Source organism: Mesorhizobium shonense, assembly GCF_040545255.1.
GTDB lineage: Bacteria > Pseudomonadota > Alphaproteobacteria > Rhizobiales > Rhizobiaceae > Mesorhizobium > Mesorhizobium shonense.
This window is the reverse complement of the sequence record NZ_JBEPLM010000005.1, coordinates 246,179-263,265: the sequence shown is the minus strand read 5'-3', so window position 1 is coordinate 263,265 and position 17,087 is coordinate 246,179. Positions and strand designations below refer to the sequence as shown.

Genomic DNA, 17,087 nt, shown 5'->3' with positions numbered 1-17,087 from the left:
CATCCGCCAGCCGCTTTACTGCGTTTGTCGCGGATAGACAACTACGGCATGGCGCTGCGGGTTGGCGATCAGATCTGCGAGGTCAGTTCGGCCGGGAAATCGTCGTTGGCGGCGTCGCGCATCGCGGCGAGGCTGCGATTGTCGAGAACCTCGGCGATCGCCTGGCGCACCTCCAGCATCATGTGGCGAACCTGGCACGTCGCCTCGTCGCAATCCTCGCAGCGCTGATATTGCGTGCGACTGGCGCAAGGGATTGGCGCCAGCGGTCCGTCGAGCACGCGCACGACATGGCCGATCTTGATCTCGGAAGCGGGCCTGGCAAGGCGGTAGCCGCCTTCCTTGCCCTTGCGGCTCTGCACGAAACCGGCATTTCGCAATTCGCCCAGGATGGCATCCAGGAACTTCTTCGGGATGTTGTTGGCGACCGCTATGTCGTTGACGAATGCAAGCTGGCCGGCCGGCAGGCCGGAAAGATGCACGAGGGCCTTGAGGCCGTATTTGCCTTTTTTGGTCAGCATGCCCGATTCAGTTCATCAAACCCCAATCGCCCTGCATCTGGCGGTTGTTTGTGTGCAAATCATGACAGTTTGGCCGCAGAACGCCGTTTGGCCCAACAATTCGCCAATACAGGTTAGGCACAAACGCGTTGATTCTTCGTAACGTTTTTCACATTGGCTGCCATCATTTCGGCGTCAAGCCGATGCCGGCGCCAGATATGAAGAAAGCCGGCAAAAGCCGGCCTTCCTGCACTTTTCCGATAAGGCAGCCTACCGGCTGCCGTAGGCCTGGTCGAGCAGGCCGCCGGCTGCGAAATGCTCTTTCTGCACCTTGTCCCAGCCGCCGAAGACCTCGTCCACCGTCAACAGGCGGACGTCGGGAAAATCGGCCTTGTATTTGGCGGCGACTGCGGCGTCGCGGGCCCGCAGGCCGTTGCGGGCGGCAATGTCCTGTCCTTCCGCTGAATAGAGGAAGTCGAGATAGGTCTTGGCGAGATCGCGGCTGCCGTGCTCGTCGGCAACCTTGTCGACGATCGCCACCGGGAACTCGGCCAACAGGCTGACCGAAGGCGTGACCTGCTCGAACTTGTCGTCACCATATTCCTTGCGGATACCGCGCGTTTCCGACTCGAAGGTGATCAGCACGTCGCCGATCTCGCGCTGCACGAAAGTGGTGGTGGCGGCGCGGCCGCCGGTGTCGAAGATCGGCACGTTGGCGAACAGCTTGGCGATGAACTCCTTCACCTTGGCATCGTCGCCCTTGAAGGCTTCCTTGGCATAGGCGCTGGCCGCCAGGTAGGTATAGCGCGCATTGCCCGAGGTTTTCGGGTTGGGGAAGATCACCTGCACATCGTCGCGCACCAGATCGCTCCAGTCCTTGATGTGCTTGGGATTGCCGGCGCGCACCAGGAAGGACGGCAGCGAATAGAAGGGCGAGGCGTTGTCCGGGAAATCCTTCTGCCAATCGGCTGAGACCAACCCCTTCTTGACCAGGAAGTCGACATCGGTGACCTGGTTGAAGGTGACGACGTCGGCGGCCAGGCCTTCGGCAATGGCGCGTGCCTGCGCCGAGGTTCCGGCGTGGGACTGATCGACAGTCACGCCGGGGTGCCCGGCGATGAAGGCCTTGTTGACCTCGGCGAACAATTCCCGGCCGACGTCATAGGAGGCATTCAACAGCCTGTCGGCCGACCAGGCTTGGGAGGAGGCGAGGACGAGGCCGGCGAAAGTGGCGATGCCAAGCAATAAGCGCTTCACGACAATTGGCTCCCTTGAGAATGGATTGAGACTATAGCACGACCTTAATGGGGAAGGCCTGGCCCGACGAGGCACACGCAGCGGGAGGAGTGGGGACGCCGGGAAAAAGCGTCGCCCAAACAGCCGCCTAATAGGATTTTCTTCCAAGCCGATTCATCGCGGGACCGCGGCGGACTCCGGCAACGCTAGGCGTAATGAAGCGTCAGGACACCGGAAAAAGTTTCCAGCGCCGCGGCCTGAAGGCCACCCGGCTCTTCTGTGCCGCCGGATGGTCGACCGGCAGCTCGATCTCGACGCGCTGGCGCTCGCCGCCCACCTCGAGCTCGACCCGCCTGGTGCCGGCGACGCGCCGGCTGGCGGCGACGGTGCCGGCGATGCAGCCGCTGCAGCCGTCGAGCAGCTCGACATCGTGCGGACGGAAATAGAGCAACGCTTCGCCCGAAGGCGCTCCCTGCGGTGCCGATAGCCCGATCGGCCGGTCGGCGATCCACAGTTCACCGCCCTCGACCTTGACCGGCAGCGAGCTCGATTCGCCGACGAAGCTATAGACGAACGGCGAGTTTGGGATGTCGTAGATCTCGTCGGCTGAGCCGACCTGCTCGATGCGGCCCTGGCTCATGACGACGACGCGGTCGGCAAGCTCCAAAGCCTCTTCCTGGTCATGGGTGACGAAGACGGTGGTGTGGCCGGTGGCGTCATGGATCTCGCGCAGCCAGCGCCGCAGCTCGCGACGCACCTGAGCGTCGAGGGCGCCGAACGGCTCGTCGAGCAGCAGCACCTTGGGTTCGATCGCCATGGCGCGGGCAAGCGCCACGCGCTGGCGCTGGCCGCCGGAGAGTTGTGCCGGATAGCGCTTTTCCAGCCCCGACAGCTGGACGAGGTCGAGGAGCTCGGAGGCGCGGCGGCGGATCTCCTTCGCCGAGGGGCGCGCGGCGCCGTGCCGGACCTTAAGGCCGAAGCCGATATTGTCGGCAACCGTCATATGGCGGAACAGCGCGTAGTGCTGGAAGACGAAGCCGACATTGCGTTCCTGGATCGACTTCTGCGAGGCGTCCTCCTCGCCGAAGAAGACAGCGCCCTTGGTTGGCCGCTCGAGCCCGGCGATCAACCTGAGCAGCGTCGTCTTACCGGAGCCGGACGGCCCGAGCAGCGCAATGAGCTCGCCCGACCTGATGTCGAGCGAGACGTCATGGAGCGCCGGAAACCGCTCGAACTCCTTGCGCACGTTGACAACGCGAACTTCCATACAGATCCCTCAGTCAGTTGACGCATGCAATGCAGTTTTGGGCGGCATGCATCTAATGTCCGCGCGCCGCGGCGATCTCGGCGCCGTAGCGCATCTCGAGAAGTGTTTTCAAGACCAGCGTCACCAGCGCCAGGCCGGCAAGCAGCGAAGCGACCGCGAAGGCGCCGACGGCGTTATACTCATTGTAGAGGATTTCGACGTGCAGCGGCATGGTGTTGGTGAGGCCGCGAATATGACCCGACACCACCGACACCGCGCCGAACTCGCCCATGGCGCGCGCGTTGCATAAAAGTACGCCGTAGAGCAGTCCCCATTTGACGTTGGGCAGCGTCACATACCAGAAAGTCTGCCAGCCATTGGCGCCGAGCGAAAGGGCGGCTTCCTCGTCGCCGTTGCCCTGTTCCTGCATCAGCGGGATCAATTCGCGGGCGACGAATGGGAAGGTGACGAAGATGGTCGCCAGCACGATGCCGGGCACGGCGAAGAGAATGACGATGCCATGCGCCTTCAGCCATTCGCCGAGCAGCCCTTGCGCGCCGAAGAGCAGCACATAGACCAGGCCGGAAATGACGGGCGACACCGAGAAGGGCAGGTCGATAAGCGTGGTCAGGAACGCCTTGCCCTTGAATTCGAACTTGGCGATCGCCCAGGCGGCCGAGATGCCGAAAATCACGTTGAGCGGCACCGAGATCGCCGCCACCAGCAGCGTCAGGCGGATCGCCGAGCGGGTGTCGGGGCTGGAAAGGGCTTCCGTGTAGGCGCCGATGCCCTTGGCAAGCGCCTCGTGGAAAACGACGATCAGCGGCAGAAGCAGGAAGACGGCGAGGAAGGCGAAAGCGATCGCCAAAAGCACCGCCCTCACGGGCCGGCTTTCTGTCACCGCCGCCGATTGGCTCACGCGATGCGGCTCGAAAGATTTGACCTCGGGATCAGCCATAGCGCTTGCGGCTCCATGTCTGGACGAGGTTGACGACCAGGAGCATCACGAAGGACAGCGCCAGCATGATCGCGGCGATCGCGGTCGCCGCCTCGTAATTGTATTCCTCGAGCCTGATCACGATCAGCAGCGGTGCGATCTCCGATTTGAACGGCAGGTTGCCGGCGATGAAGATGACGGAGCCGTATTCGCCGACGCCGCGCGCGAAAGCGAGCGAGAAGCCGGTGATGATGGCCGGCGCCAGTCCCGGGAAGAGCACGCGGGTGATGGTCTGGAGGCGACTGGCACCCAATGTGGCGGCTGCCTCCTCGACCTCCTTGTCGATCTCTTCCATGATCGGTTGGACAGTGCGCACGACGAAAGGCAGGCCGATGAAGACGAGCGCCACGACAATGCCAAGCGGCGTGTAGGCGACCTTGATGCCGAGCGGTGCCAACAGGTGGCCGATCCAGCCGTTCGGCGCGTAGAGCGTGGTGAGCGCGATGCCGGCGACCGCGGTGGGCAAGGCGAAGGGCAGGTCGACCATCGCATCGGCGATGCGGCGCCCGGGGAAGCGATAGCGGACCAGCACCCAGGCGACGATGGTGCCGAACACGACGTTGACGGCAGCGGCCAGGAAGGCGGTGCCGAAGCTGACCTTCAGCGCGTTGAGGGTGCGCCGGTCGACGGCGATCGCCCAAAAATCGGTCCAGCCGAGCGCGGCCGAACGCCAGATCAGTCCCGACAGCGGGATGAGGATGATGAGCGTGAGGTAGGCAAGCGAGAAGCCGAGCGTCAATCCGAAGCCCGGAATGACGCTCGGCTGTCTGAATCGCCCCCCCGCCTTGGCGGGTGCTGTGTTCATGCTGTTCTGGATCGTCCCTTCTTATTCAGACCAGTCCGCCCGCTGCATCGCCTTGGGCAGTCGTACAATAGACCCAATCAGGTTTCATCCGGCCGGTGGCCACCATGCCTCATTGGGCGGGCTTGTAAATCTGGTCGAATATACCGCCATCGCCGAAATGATAAGGCTGCGCCTTCTTCCAGCCGCCGAATTGCGGATCGTCGATGGTGACCAGTTTGATTGCCGGCAGCTTGGCGAGGTCCTCTGCAGGCACCAGGTCGGGCTTGGCCGGACGATAGTGGTTCTTGGCGATGATGGTCTGGGCCTCCTTGGAATAGAGCCAGCTCAGATAGGCCTCGGCTATCTTGCGCGTGCCCTTGGCGTCGACATTGGCGTCGACGACGGCGACCGGCGGCTCGGCCAGGATCGAGGTCGGCGGGTAGACGATGTCGAAATTGTCGGCGCCGAATTCGTCGAGCGCGAGATACGCCTCGTTCTCCCAGGCGATCAGCACGTCGCCGAGGCCCTTCTGCGCGAAGGTCACCGTCGAGCCGCGCGCGCCGGTGTCGAGCACAGGGACATTGGCATAGAGCTTGCCGACGAATTCCTTGGTCTTGGCTTCGTCATTGCCGTCATTGGCGTTGGCATAGGCCCAGGCGGCGAGATAATTCCAGCGCGCGCCTCCGGAGGTCTTCGGGTTCGGCGTGATCACCTGGACGCCGTCCTTCACGAGATCGTTCCAGTCGTGGATGCCCTTGGGGTTGCCCTTGCGCACCAGGAAGATGATGGTCGAGGTGTAGGGCGCCGAATTGTTTTCGAATTTCGTGCGCCAGTCCGGATTGATCTTCTTCGTCTTCGAGGCAATGGCGTTGATGTCGCCTTCGAGCGCGAGCGTCACGACATCGGCGTCGAGGCCGTCGATCACTGCGCGGGCTTGCGCGCCCGATCCGCCATGCGATTGCTGGATGGTGACGGTTTCGCCGGTCTCGGCCTTCCAGTGCGCGGCGAAGGCCTCGTCATAGGCCTTGTAGAGCTCACGTGTCGGGTCGTAGGACACATTCAGAATGGTCGTATCGGCAAACGCGAAACCGAGCGTGCCGAACTGGACAGATGTGGCGACCAGCGCGCCGAGCAGTTTCCTGAAATGAGGATTGGTCATTTCCGCCTCCGTTGATGACGGCCGAACTCTAGCGAGTTTATAGAAATTAGATGCATTGAATGTTGCCTTTTTCACCTCCTTGCAGCAATTTTTCGCCGAGCAATGGCCGATCGGGGAAATAACTTCCTCAACTTGCGTCGCTGGGGCTCCTCATCAGCCGGCCTAATTAGAAGCGGGCCGCCTTCAGGCAAGTCCTGCGGCTCAGTTTGCGGTCACCGGAAAATCGAAGCGCTGTTTTGCGAAAGGCTCGTCGGCAAGCGTGAAATGCCACCATTCGCGCGCATAGTTGCGGAAGCCGGCGGCGCGCATGGCCGCCAGCAGCATCTTGCGGCTCGCCGCCGCTTCGGCGGGGAGAGGGTGGTGGGCTGTTTCACTAGAGGGGTCGAAACAGTCGAAGCCGGTGCCGAAATCGAGCGTGCCGGCATCGGGCGCTCCGCAGGCCGGGTGCGCCGCGCTTTTCTTGTCCGCCTCTGCGACCGCAAGATCGACCGTCGAGCCGCGCGAATGGCTGGAGAGCTCACCGACATAGCCCTTGGCGATGAGATCGCCGCGCTCGACCTTCGGATACCATCGCGGATCGGGCGGACCGCCTTGTCGGGTCCATTTCCCCATATCTGCGACGGCGCGCGCCGGGCGATAGCAGTCGAAGACGACCAGCGTCAGCCCCTTGGCGGCGATCGCTTTCTGGACGCTGGAAAGCGCCTTCGCCGCCTCTTCGGTCAGGATGCAGACAGGTGCTTCGTAGCCACTCACCTTGCGGTGCAGGAAGTTTTTGGCGCCGGCATAGCGGATGTCCTGGCGGATGGTGGGGTCGACATCGGTTAGCCTGACGAAGCCGGCGGGGAGGGGATCGGCGCGGGCGGGGGAGGCGATTGCGGTCAGGAGAGCTGCGAGGATCGCAGTCGCTCTCAGCGAAGGTTGGTGCGAGGCACCCCCCTCTGCCCTGCCGGGCATCTCCCCCTCAAGGGGGGAGATTGGCAGCTTCGGCGCCGCCTCCATCTTTCTAACGTTGGAGACTGGCGAAGGCAGCGAAGCGAATAATCTCCCCCCTTGAGGGGGAGATGGCCGGCAGGCCAGAGGGGGGTGCCTCGCGCCAAACGTCAGGCAAGGAATCTTTCGACCCCCAAGAAACGCAATCCCGTGAATCGCTTGCGGCATTCTATTCAACGAAAACCTTCACGCTGGCCGCGCGTCCGGCGGCGTCGATGACGGTCAGCGTCGAATAGCCGGTGCCGTCCGGCTGCCAGGTCGCGGTGCGGCGACGGTCGATGCCGGCGAGGGGCTTGCCGTTGGCCAGCCAGCGGAACGGCGCGCGGCCGCCCTGCAGCTTCAGCACCAGCGGCGTGGCGTCGGCAGAATTGGTGCCAAGATCGACGCGGGCGCCATCCGGCGGGAAGACGATCGTGGGCGCCGGCTCCGTCGGCGTCGCCTGCACCAGCCCGTCCGAGCCGGCGCCGAAGCGGGCGAGCGTTACCGGCAGATCCTCGCGTTTTGGATTGAAGACGCCCGGCGGCCGGCTGGGCAGCGGCACGCTGGCCAGACCCGAGCGGACGAAGCCTTCGAACAGGATGGGCGCGGCCGAAACATAGCCCGAGAGGCCCGGGATCGGACCGGCGTCGGCGCGACCGACCCAGACACCCAGCACATAGCGGCCGTCGAAACCGACCGACCAGGCATCGCGATAGCCATAGGAGGTGCCGGTCTTGTAGGCGATGCCTCGCTGCATGGCTCCTTCCGGCGGCTTCACGCCGGACAGGATGTCGTTGATTTGCCAGGCGGCGTGTTCGTCGAGGATGGTGGCGGTGGTGCGCTCGGCATTGGCCGGCTCGGTGCCGTCATGCAGCGTGTGCATCTTGCCGCCATTGGCGAGCCCTGTATAGAGCTGCACCAGATCGCGCAAAGTTACGCCAACGCCGCCAAGGCCGATCGCCAGGCCCGGCGCCTCGTTAAGCGGCAGCGTTGGGTTGACGCCAGCCTGGCGGAAGCGCGCGGTGAGCCGTGTGGGGCCGACGGCGTCGAGCACCCGGATCGCCGGCACGTTGAGCGACAGCTGCAGCGCCTGCCGGATGCTGACGTCGCCCTGATAGCCCATGTCGAAATTCTTCGGCCGGTAGCCGCCGAAATCGGCTGGGCTGTCCTCGATGATGGTTTCCTGCGCCACCAGGCCCTGCTCGAAGGCGAGCCCGTAGATGAAGGGCTTCAGCGTCGATCCGGGCGAGCGCACGACCTTGGTCATGTCGATCCAGCCGGAGCGGCTGGCGTCGAAGAAGTCGGCCGAGCCGACTTCGCCAAGAATGTCGCCTGTGCGCGCATCCGCCATCACCATGGCGACGGAAAGTTTCGGGCCGAGCTTCCTGGCGGCTTCCCTGGCCACCTGCTCCAGCCCCTGCTGGACGCTTCGGCGGATCGTCAGCCGCAGCGGCTTGCCCGGCTCGGCCTTGGGCAGCATGGCGTAGGAGGCATGCGCGGCCAGCGCCGGCAGCTTGCGGCGCAGGCCGGAGACGTCATCGAGGGCTGCGCGGGCAGCCTCTCTTTCGCCGAGCAGGCCGGCCGAGACCATGCGGTTGAGCACGCGGTCGCGCGCGGCATGCGCGATGTCGAGGTTGCGGTCGGGCCGGCGTTTTTCGGGCAGTTGCGGCAGGGCGACGAGAAGGGCGGATTCGGAGACGGTCAGCCGCTTCGGCTCCTTGCCGAAATAAGCGAGCGAGGCGGCGCGCACGCCTTCGAGATTGCCGCCATAGGGCGCCAGCGTCAGGTAGCGTTCGAGGATTTCCTGCTTGGACAGCCGCCGCTCGATCTGGACGGCGCGCAGGATCTGCTTGAGCTTGGAGCCGAGGCTGCGGCTGTCGCGCGGCTCGATCAGCCGGGCAAGCTGCATCGACAAGGTCGAGCCGCCCGACACGATATGGCCGCTGGTGGCGAACTGGCCCGCGGCGCGGCAAAGCGCCAGCACGTCGACACCACCGTGATCCCAGAAGCGCTTGTCCTCATAGGCGACGAGCATGTCGACGAACTCTCTGTCGACCTGGTCGAGCCGGGTTTCCAGCCGCCAGTAGCCGTCCGGTGTCGCAAAGGTGCGCAAGAGCTGGCCGTCGCGGTCCTGCACCTCGGTCGAGACCGTCAGCGTTGCCGGTAAAGGCGGCGGAAAGGCGCGATCGAGCTCCCTGAGAGCGGCGATGGAGAGGGCGAAGACCGCGGCACAGGAGGCTGCGGTTATGGCAGCGCGACGCAGAAATTTCCTGGAGAGCATGGCGCCGCCCCTCATTGCCCTGCCGGGCATTTCTCCCCGTATAGAGACGGGGAGAAAGGAGCCTGCGCAGAGGCTTTCGCCAATTTCCAACGCTGCAGAAAACGGGCCGGCGATCGCGACGGGCCCCTTCTCCTCGTCTCTATACGGGGAGAAGGTGCCGGCAGGCGGATGAGGGGCAGCGCCATCGTTCCGTTCATGTCCGTCAGCAGCACTTTATTCCGCCTTGACCTCCATCATGCCGGTGAACGTGCGGGCCGAATATTGCGGCCGGTACATGTCCTCCACCGTCGCCGCCGGATGGGCATAGGTGCCCGGCGTCACCGCGCGCACGACATAGGCCAGCGTGATGTTGCGGTCGCCGTCGCCTTCATTGGGGTTGAAGGCGGCGACGAAACGGTCGTCGCGAAACTCCAGATGCGCGGCGTCGGTCTGCGCCAGCCAGGAGAAGTTCGACAATTGCGCGCTTGAAACCAGGCTCGGATTGTCGATCTCGAAACCGGCCGGCAGCAGGTCGGTGACCAGGAGACGCGACGGCCAGTTGTTCTGCTCATAGATCTTGAGCACGACCACATAGCGTTCGTTCTGCCTGGCCTCGGTGATATTGGCCTCGGTGCCGTCGAGCCTGTAGTAGGTGCGATCGATGGTGAAGCCGTCGCCGCCGGCCGGCAGCGGCTCGACAGGCGCGGCCACCGCGGTGACCACCGCCTGCAGCGGCGTCTTGCCGGTGTTGGCGATGGTGAGCGGGCTGCCCTCGAGCTCATTGCCGGCGACCTGGTCGGAGTAGCCGCCCGAATGCGGCGCGCCGTTGACGGAAAGCGTGATGGAATCATTGCCTTCCTTCAGCGCCCGCGCCGCCAGCAGCATCCAGGATTCGTCCTGGGTGCTCGTCCAGCGGGCGTCGGCGCGTTCCCGCGCCACCAGCCTGATCAGTTGCGGCACGATGCTCGGCACCGGCTTGGATTCCGCGGCCATCGCCAGGATCGCCGCGCCATCGCGAAGCGGCGAGCCGTAGTCCGAGCGATAGTAGTCGTACTCGGTGCTCGCCTGGGCCAACCGCAGCGCCGTCTGGAAGGTGGCTTCCGAACGCTGCGTGTCCCCATAAAGTGCAAGGCTCGCCGCCAGTTGCGCGACGGCCATCGGGCTGGAGAAGGCTTCGAGCTGCGTGTCCACATAGTAGCGCAGATCGCCGATCGAGGCCTTCTTGTTGCGGGCCAGAACATAGAGCGCATAGGCGATCTCGCTGCCGCGATCCTGGACGTCCTGGTCGTAGCCGAGCGAGTTCTGCAGGTTGTTCAGCGCCTGGTTCATCGCCTGCGCCGGCACGTCGTATTTCTGCTCGCGCGCCCGGGTCAGGAACTCGGTGACATAGGCGTCGAGCCACAGATCGCCGGAGCCCGGACCCCAGAGGCCGAAGCTGCCGCTCGATGACTGGTAGCTCAGCACCTTGTAGATGGCGTCCTGGATGCGGCCATGCAGCTCGGGATCGCTCCCCATGCCGATGCTGGTGGCCATATCGTTGACATAGAGCAGCGGCATGGCGCGGCTGGTGGTCTGCTCGGCGCAGCCATAGGGGTAGTGGTCGAGGCTCATCAGCAACGAGGGCACGTCGAAGGCGGACGCCTGCGAGACGCCGACGCTCACCGAAGCGCCGTCGAGCACGCTTGCGGCGAGCAGTTCCTTGTCGACGCGAAGCGCGCCGCCATTCGGCTTCAGGTCGACCACCATGCGGTTGGTGACCGGAAGCTGGGCCGGGCGAACCGGCAGGTAGAGCGTCTGCTCGACCTCGGCGCCGCTGTCATGCGCGAGCTTGACAGTGATCGACGCATCGCCCGCCGTCCGCGCAACCAGCGGGAAGGAGAGCGACTGCCGCTTGCCCTGGGTCAGCGTCAGCTTCTCGGGCAGGGGCTTGTCGCCGGTCGAAAGATCGCCGGTCGTGGTGACCGAGAGCTTGTAATCGCCGGCAGGTCCGTCGGTGTCGGCGATGTCGAGGCGCATGGTGGCGGCATCGCCAGGCGCCAGGAAACGTGGTAGGCCGGCGGTGATCACCACCGGATCGCGCACGATGACGTCGGTTTGGGCATGGCCGACGGCTTCCTTGGTCCAGGCGACAGCCATGATGCGCACGGTGCCGTTGAACTGCGGGATGTCGAAGTCGACCCGCGCATTCCCATTGGCGTCGAGTTCGACCGGGCCGGAGAAGAAGGCAACCAGCTTTTCGGTCGGCGGGCTGCCTTGCGACTGCATGTTGGCGCCGTCGCCGCCGGTCCGCAATTTGCCGGTGGTGCCGAGCGAGCCGTCGATCAGGCGTCCGTAGAGGTCGCGGATATCCAGGCCCAGCATGCGCTGGCCGAAGAACCAGTCCTCCGGATCGGGCGCCGTGTAGTTGGTGAGGTTGAGGATGCCGACATCGACCGCCGCGACTATCACATAGGCATTGCTGCCGGGTTGTGCGCCGTTGACGGCGACCGGGATCGACAGTTGCTGGCGCGGTGCGGTCTTTTCGGGCGGCGTCAGCGCGACTGCGAGCTTCTTCGAGCCCGGATCGACGGTCAGCCATTTGACGCCGATGGCGCGGGCCGGCATGCGCGATTGCTCAGCATCGCCCGGCCGGAACAAAGTCGCCGTGACATAGGCGCCGGCGCCCCAATCGTCGCCGACCGGGATGTCCACGGTGCTGCCGCCTGCCGGCACCGAGGCGGTGACGGTTTTCAGCAGCTTCTCGGCGCCGATGGTGACCAGCAGTTCGCCGGCAAAATGCGGCGAGACCTTCAGCTTGGCGACTTCGCCGGCGGCATAAGTGTCCTTGTCGAGGGCAATTTCCAGGCCGTCCGGGGTTTCGGTGGTGGTCGAGGCGACATACCAGCCGGCATCGAACTCGTAGCTGGTCGCCGGGCCGTCCGGATCGGCCGTCTCGACTTCCAGCCGGTAGCGGCCCCAGTCGACCGGCAGCGATACGGTCGCCTCGCCGTCGGCGTTGAGGTCAATCTGGCCGTTGGCGACGGCCTTGGTGAGGTTCACCGCTTCATAGTTCCAGGAATTGTTGGAATGGTACCATTGGTAATTGCGCTCGACCTTGACCAGCGACCACTGGGCGCCTTTCAGATCCTCGCGCTTGCCGTTCGGGTCGACGGCGATGATGCTGAACTTCGCCGTTCCGCCCTGAGGCACCTCATCGCCTTCGAAATCCGGGCGGATGCCGATCATCTCTTTTTCCGGATGCGCCGCGATGTCGAGCGAGCGCTCGACGGCGCGGCCGCCGGCCTCCCGCATGCGCACAGTGACCTTGGCGTTGACCAGCTTGGTGGTCGAAGGCAACTGGTCGATCGAAACCGGGAAGGTGGCCTTGCCGTCATTGCCGACGACGGGAAGGTTGGCCAGAGGCGTCACCGAAGGCTCGGCCGACTGCTCGTCGGCGAGGCCGAAGGTGAAGTCCTTGAACCGGTCCCAGCTGCTGGTGGTCGACAGCGTCATCTCGCCTTCGAGCGCGAGGCCGGCGGCCGGCGCGCCGTAAAGGAAGCGCCCGTCGACGCTGACATTGGCGGTCTCGCCCTGGGCGATCTCCTTCTTGTCGGAAGTCAGGTCGAACTCGATGCGATCGGGCACGAAGTCCTCGACCAGGAACATCTGGCTCGCCACCGGCGACTGTTTCGGGTCGGTATACATCGACACCGTCCAGGTGCCGCGCATGGCGTTGGATTCGAGCGGCAGGTCGACGGCATGGCCGCCGGCGGACACGCCGTCGCTGACGATGCGGCGGCTCTCGACGCCGTCGGGACGGGTGAAGATGAAGGTGAGCGGCAGGTTCTCGACCGCCTTGGCGGAGCCGTCGCGGGCAAGGGCTGCGACATGGACATCCTCGCCGGCGCGGTAGATGCCGCGCTCGGTCCAGGCATAGACGTCGAGCGCGCCGGGCGCGGCGCGCCCGGCAACGCCGCGGTCCGACAGATCGAAGCCGGCACGGCCCATGTCGAGGAAGACGAAGTCATTGTCGCCCTGCTTGGCCATCAGCACGGCCGGCACCATGCCGCCTTCGCCGCGCGTCAGGCCCGGGTTGAAGACGGCGTGGCCTTCGGCGTCGGATGTCGCCCTGCCGAGGATCTCATTGTTCCTGGCAAGCAGCGTCAGTTCGGCGCCGGCGATCGGCTTGGCGGAGCCGAGCGAGCGGGCAAAGACATTGAGCCCATCCTGGCCCGTATAGGTGGACAAGCCGATGTCGGAAACGACGAACCACTGGGTGGCGCGCGAACCGTAGTCGTCGCCCTTGTCGTCGATCGGCTGCGCCGTCAGCACATAGACGCCGGGCTTGCGCTGCGGGATCGCCTCGTCGACCGGGAAGGAGGTGGTGACCTCCTTGTTGAGGTCGTTGGCGATGTCGAGCGTGCCTTCCCAGACGGGCTCGCCCATCTGGTCGGAAATGGTGGAAATGTCATAGCCGTCAAGCTGGTGCAGGAACTGATAGCCGGACAGAAGCTGCGCCAGCGAACGATCGCCGATGCGGAAGAGCTTCATCTTGGCGGCGTTCATGTTGACGGTGACGACCGGAATGCCGCGGCGGGCGCCGGCCGGCAGCACGAAGCTGTCGCCGGTGAAGCGGGCGGACGAGGCGCGGTCCTGGACATAGATCGAAAGCACGACCGGGGCGGCGATCGTCTCGCCTATTGCCGCCGGCAGGCCGGCGCGGAACGTCACGTCGTAGTGCTGGCCGTGTTCCAGCCCCTCGACGCAGATCTGCTTGTCCTTGGCCTCGACGGCCTTGGGTGCGGCGTTGTCGACGGTGACGAACTGCGAATAGTCGACACCGGTCTTGACCAATTCATCGGAGAACTGGGCGCAGATGCGCGGCGAAGAGGAATCGGCATCGACAGTGTGCTCGATAACGCGGAAACCCTTGCGCGCCTTGAGGTCGGCATAGTCGGCCTGGACAGCGGGCGAGCTCACCAGCGCAAGGCTCGCCTCATAGGCCTGAATGGCCGGCCGGAAGAGGTCGCGCTTGTCGAGGCCGGCGGCAAGCAGCGCCAGCGCCTCGGCGCGGGTCTTTGCGGTGCGCACCAGCTTGTAGGCGTTGAAGGCGGCCGAGGTGACATTTGCCGGCAAGGTCGAGGGTTCGGTGGTGTTGGAAGCCGGCTGCACGCCAAGCGTCTCGCGCGCCAGCGCCAGCCAGAGCGCGCCGTCGTCCGGCAGGACGGACAGCGCCGCCTGGTATTTCTGCATGGCGAGGCGATGGTCGCCGGTGAGCGCGGCCTGCTCGGCTGCGGCCTGAAGCGCGGCCAGCCCTTCGGTCGGCTTGTCATAGGCCGGGTCGGTCAGCTTGTTGCGGAACTGCTGGGCTTGATCGGCCATCCAGTTGGGGAAAAAGGCAAGCGCCGGCGGAGCGCCGATATCGGGGTCGCCATCGACATTGGCGACTTTGCCGGCTATGGCGCCGCTGAAGGGTTTCAGCTGGTTATAGTCGGATTTGAGAAAGCACCATTTGGCCTTGGTGTTGTAGGTGAAGGCGCGGCAGGCGGGGTCGCCGAGGCATGTGGTCTTGCACTGGTCGAGGCTGACATTCTGATCCGACCTGAGGTCGAAACCGAAATAGTCGGAATTGTCCGTCGTCACGATTCGCCGGGCTTCGGCCGCAAGTGCCGCGCCGCTCAAGGCGAGGAAGACAGGGACGAAAAAGATAAGGAGAAGGAAAGAGAGACCACGAGCCGCGCGCATTGCCATATCACCCTCCAGACATTGCCAGCGTCCGGGCATGATCAAGCATCGAGCGGGCTTGTCAACGCCGGAACGCGACAGGTTTTTCAACCCGCCAACGGTTTCCTTGCCGGCCAAAGGCCGGTATTTCGACAGAACCTCTATGAGATGGATCACACATTCTTGCGAAGGTGCAAAAGGTGTGAATTCCAAGCCCGGTCTATTTCAGACAATTGGATTGTGGCCCCTTTACGAGCGTTTCAGAACTTCATTCCAATTTTAGTTTTGTCGACTAGGTTGTGTTAATGCCGGCGTATGAAACGCAGATGTCAGGAGGGATCGCGCCAGGGCGCGGGCTTCCGCGCGCCCTGCTTTTCGCGCTTGTCTGCTCTATCATGCTTGCCGGCGAAGCGCGTCCGGCGGCTGCCTTCGAGATTTTCGGCATCAAGCTTTGGGGTTCGTCCAAGGACGAGGATGCCGACATCGTCGATCCGCTGCGCTATTCCGTAACCATCGACGCGCCGGACGCCGACAAGGATCTGGTCGAGAGGCTGGAGAATGCCTCGGCGCTCAAGAACGACGAGGAGCATCCGGTTTCGGGGTCGCTCGGCCTGATGGCCAAGGCGCGCAGCGACCGGGAACAGCTCGTTGCCGCCCTTTATGCCGACGCCCGCTACGAAGGCGTGGTGACCATCACCATCCAGGGGAAGTCTATCGACGAACTGCCGCCGGACGCCGAATTCAAGGGGCCGCAGCCCATCCCGGTGGTCGTCAGCATTGCCGCCGGGCCGAAATTCACGCTGGGAGACATCAGGCTGAAAGGCGACGCGGCCGGGCTGGCGAGCGCCGATTTCGGCCTGATCGCCGGCGGCGATGCCGGGTCCGGCGCCGTTCTCAAGGCCGAAGCGGCGATCGTACGCGCGCTGAAGGAAGAGGGCAGGCCGCTCGCCAAGGTGACGGACCGCGAGATCGTCGCCGACCACGCCACCTCGACGCTCGACGTCACGCTGACGGTGGCGGCCGGCCCGGTCGCCGCCTATGGCGGCACCACCGTGGAGGGCACCGAGAAGGTCGATCGCGACTTCACCGAATACATGACCGGGCTGAAGCGCGGCCAACGATATTCGCCGCAAGAGATTGACGATGCCCGCGATCGGCTGCTCGGGCTCGAAGTCTTCAACAGCGTGACCATCAAGGAAGGCGACAGCCTCGACGCCCAGGGCAACATCCCGATCGACGTACAGGTGAGCGAGCGCAAGCCGCGCTTTTTCGGCATCGGCGGCACGTTTTCGAATACGGAAGGGCTAGGGCTCGAAGGCTATTGGGGCCACCGCAACCTGTTCGGCCAGGCGGAGAAGCTGCGCATCGACGGTTCCATCAGCGGCATCGGCAGCAACAGCATTTCCGCCCTCAACTACAATGCCGGCATCATGTTCGAGAAGCCTGGCGTGCTCGGGCCGACATCGAAGTTCTTCACCGGCATCAAGACGGTGTTCGAGCACCCCGATGCCTATGACCATTTCTCGGTCAAGGGCAACGTCGGTGTGTCGTACGATCTCGACAAGCAGCAGAGGGTTTCGGCCGAATTCGCGCTCGACTATTCGAGGATCACCGACACGTTCGGCAAGCACACCTATCTGATCGCCAGCGTTCCGCTGCAATATGTCTATGACAGCCGCGACGACAAGCTCAATCCGACCAGGGGTTTCCGGGCGCTCGCCTATGCCGAGCCGAGCTACGACATCCTGAACGGCGCGACCTTCCTCAAGCTGAAGGGAGAAGGCTCCGCCTATCAGTCGCTGGACACGGCGAGCAAATTCGTGCTTGCCGAGCGCGCCGTGCTCGGTTCGATCGTCGGCACCGGCCTGCAGAACGTGCCCGCAGACCGGCGTTTCTATTCGGGCGGCGGCGGCTCGGTGCGCGGCTACGCCTATCAGGGCATCGGCCCGAAGGACATCGACGGCCAGCCGATCGGCGGCCTGTCCTTTTTCGAGACCTCGGTCGAGATGCGCATCGCCATCACAGACACGATCGGCGTCGTGCCCTTTGTCGATGCGGGCACGGTCTCGACGAAATCCTTCCCCGATTTCTCGGACGTCAAGGTCGGCGCCGGCGTCGGTTTGCGCTATCTTACGCCTTTCGGGCCGCTGCGCATCGATGCCGCCGTGCCGCTCAACCGCGATCCGAGCGATCCGCATTTCGGCATCTATGCCGGCATCGGTCAGGCGTTCTGACG

The 17,087-nt window shown here is 64.5% G+C and carries 10 protein-coding genes; 1 reads left to right on the top strand and 9 read right to left on the bottom strand.

Annotation, left to right across the window (positions count from 1 at the left end; all coding sequences use genetic code 11):
- Nucleotides 1-68: 68 nt before the first annotated feature.
- The 9 genes from ABID26_RS15945 to ABID26_RS15905 all read right to left on the bottom strand — a co-directional run bounded on the left by ABID26_RS15945 (nucleotide 69) and on the right by ABID26_RS15905 (nucleotide 14,878).
- Nucleotides 69-518, bottom strand: coding sequence for an RrF2 family transcriptional regulator (locus ABID26_RS15945; RefSeq protein ID WP_292303751.1), 450 nt, complete (start codon nucleotides 516-518; stop codon nucleotides 69-71).
- Between the two features lie 249 nt (nucleotides 519-767).
- Nucleotides 768-1,754: a sulfate ABC transporter substrate-binding protein gene (locus tag ABID26_RS15940; RefSeq protein ID WP_292303749.1), complete on the bottom strand. Its 987-nt coding sequence runs from the start codon at nucleotides 1,752-1,754 to the stop codon at nucleotides 768-770.
- Between the two features lie 202 nt (nucleotides 1,755-1,956).
- A complete protein-coding gene (locus ABID26_RS15935; RefSeq protein WP_126099186.1) occupies nucleotides 1,957-3,000 on the bottom strand; it encodes a sulfate/molybdate ABC transporter ATP-binding protein in 1,044 nt (347 codons plus the stop codon).
- Nucleotides 3,001-3,052: 52 nt separating this feature from the next.
- Nucleotides 3,053-3,937: a sulfate ABC transporter permease subunit CysW gene (gene cysW, locus ABID26_RS15930; RefSeq protein WP_292303744.1), complete on the bottom strand. Its 885-nt coding sequence runs from the start codon at nucleotides 3,935-3,937 to the stop codon at nucleotides 3,053-3,055.
- The gene (gene cysT, locus ABID26_RS15925; RefSeq protein WP_292303742.1) at nucleotides 3,930-4,781 is read right to left on the bottom strand and encodes a sulfate ABC transporter permease subunit CysT; all 852 of its coding nucleotides are present in this window, start codon (nucleotides 4,779-4,781) and stop codon (nucleotides 3,930-3,932) included. The genes cysW and cysT overlap by 8 nt, the downstream gene beginning before the upstream one ends.
- Nucleotides 4,782-4,890: 109 nt before the next feature.
- Nucleotides 4,891-5,919 carry a sulfate ABC transporter substrate-binding protein gene (locus ABID26_RS15920; RefSeq protein ID WP_126099189.1) on the bottom strand — a complete coding sequence of 343 codons (1,029 nt, stop codon included), beginning with the start codon at nucleotides 5,917-5,919 and terminating at the stop codon, nucleotides 4,891-4,893.
- 201 nt (nucleotides 5,920-6,120) lie between these two features.
- A complete protein-coding gene (locus tag ABID26_RS15915) occupies nucleotides 6,121-6,873 on the bottom strand; it encodes a M15 family metallopeptidase (RefSeq protein ID WP_292371232.1) in 753 nt (250 codons plus the stop codon).
- Nucleotides 6,874-7,078: 205 nt separating this feature from the next.
- Nucleotides 7,079-9,169 carry a penicillin-binding protein 1C gene (pbpC, locus tag ABID26_RS15910; RefSeq protein WP_354415940.1) on the bottom strand — a complete coding sequence of 697 codons (2,091 nt, stop codon included), beginning with the start codon at nucleotides 9,167-9,169 and terminating at the stop codon, nucleotides 7,079-7,081.
- Nucleotides 9,170-9,382: 213 nt separating this feature from the next.
- Entirely contained in the window at nucleotides 9,383-14,878 is a 5,496-nt protein-coding gene (locus ABID26_RS15905; protein ID WP_292343357.1) for an alpha-2-macroglobulin family protein, read from the bottom strand.
- A gap of 278 nt (nucleotides 14,879-15,156) precedes the next feature.
- Here ABID26_RS15905 and ABID26_RS15900 point away from each other — a divergent pair, with 278 nt between their 5' ends.
- Nucleotides 15,157-17,085 carry an autotransporter assembly complex protein TamA gene (locus ABID26_RS15900; RefSeq protein WP_292343359.1) on the top strand — a complete coding sequence of 643 codons (1,929 nt, stop codon included), beginning with the start codon at nucleotides 15,157-15,159 and terminating at the stop codon, nucleotides 17,083-17,085.
- The last annotated feature ends 2 nt before the right edge of the window (nucleotides 17,086-17,087 follow it).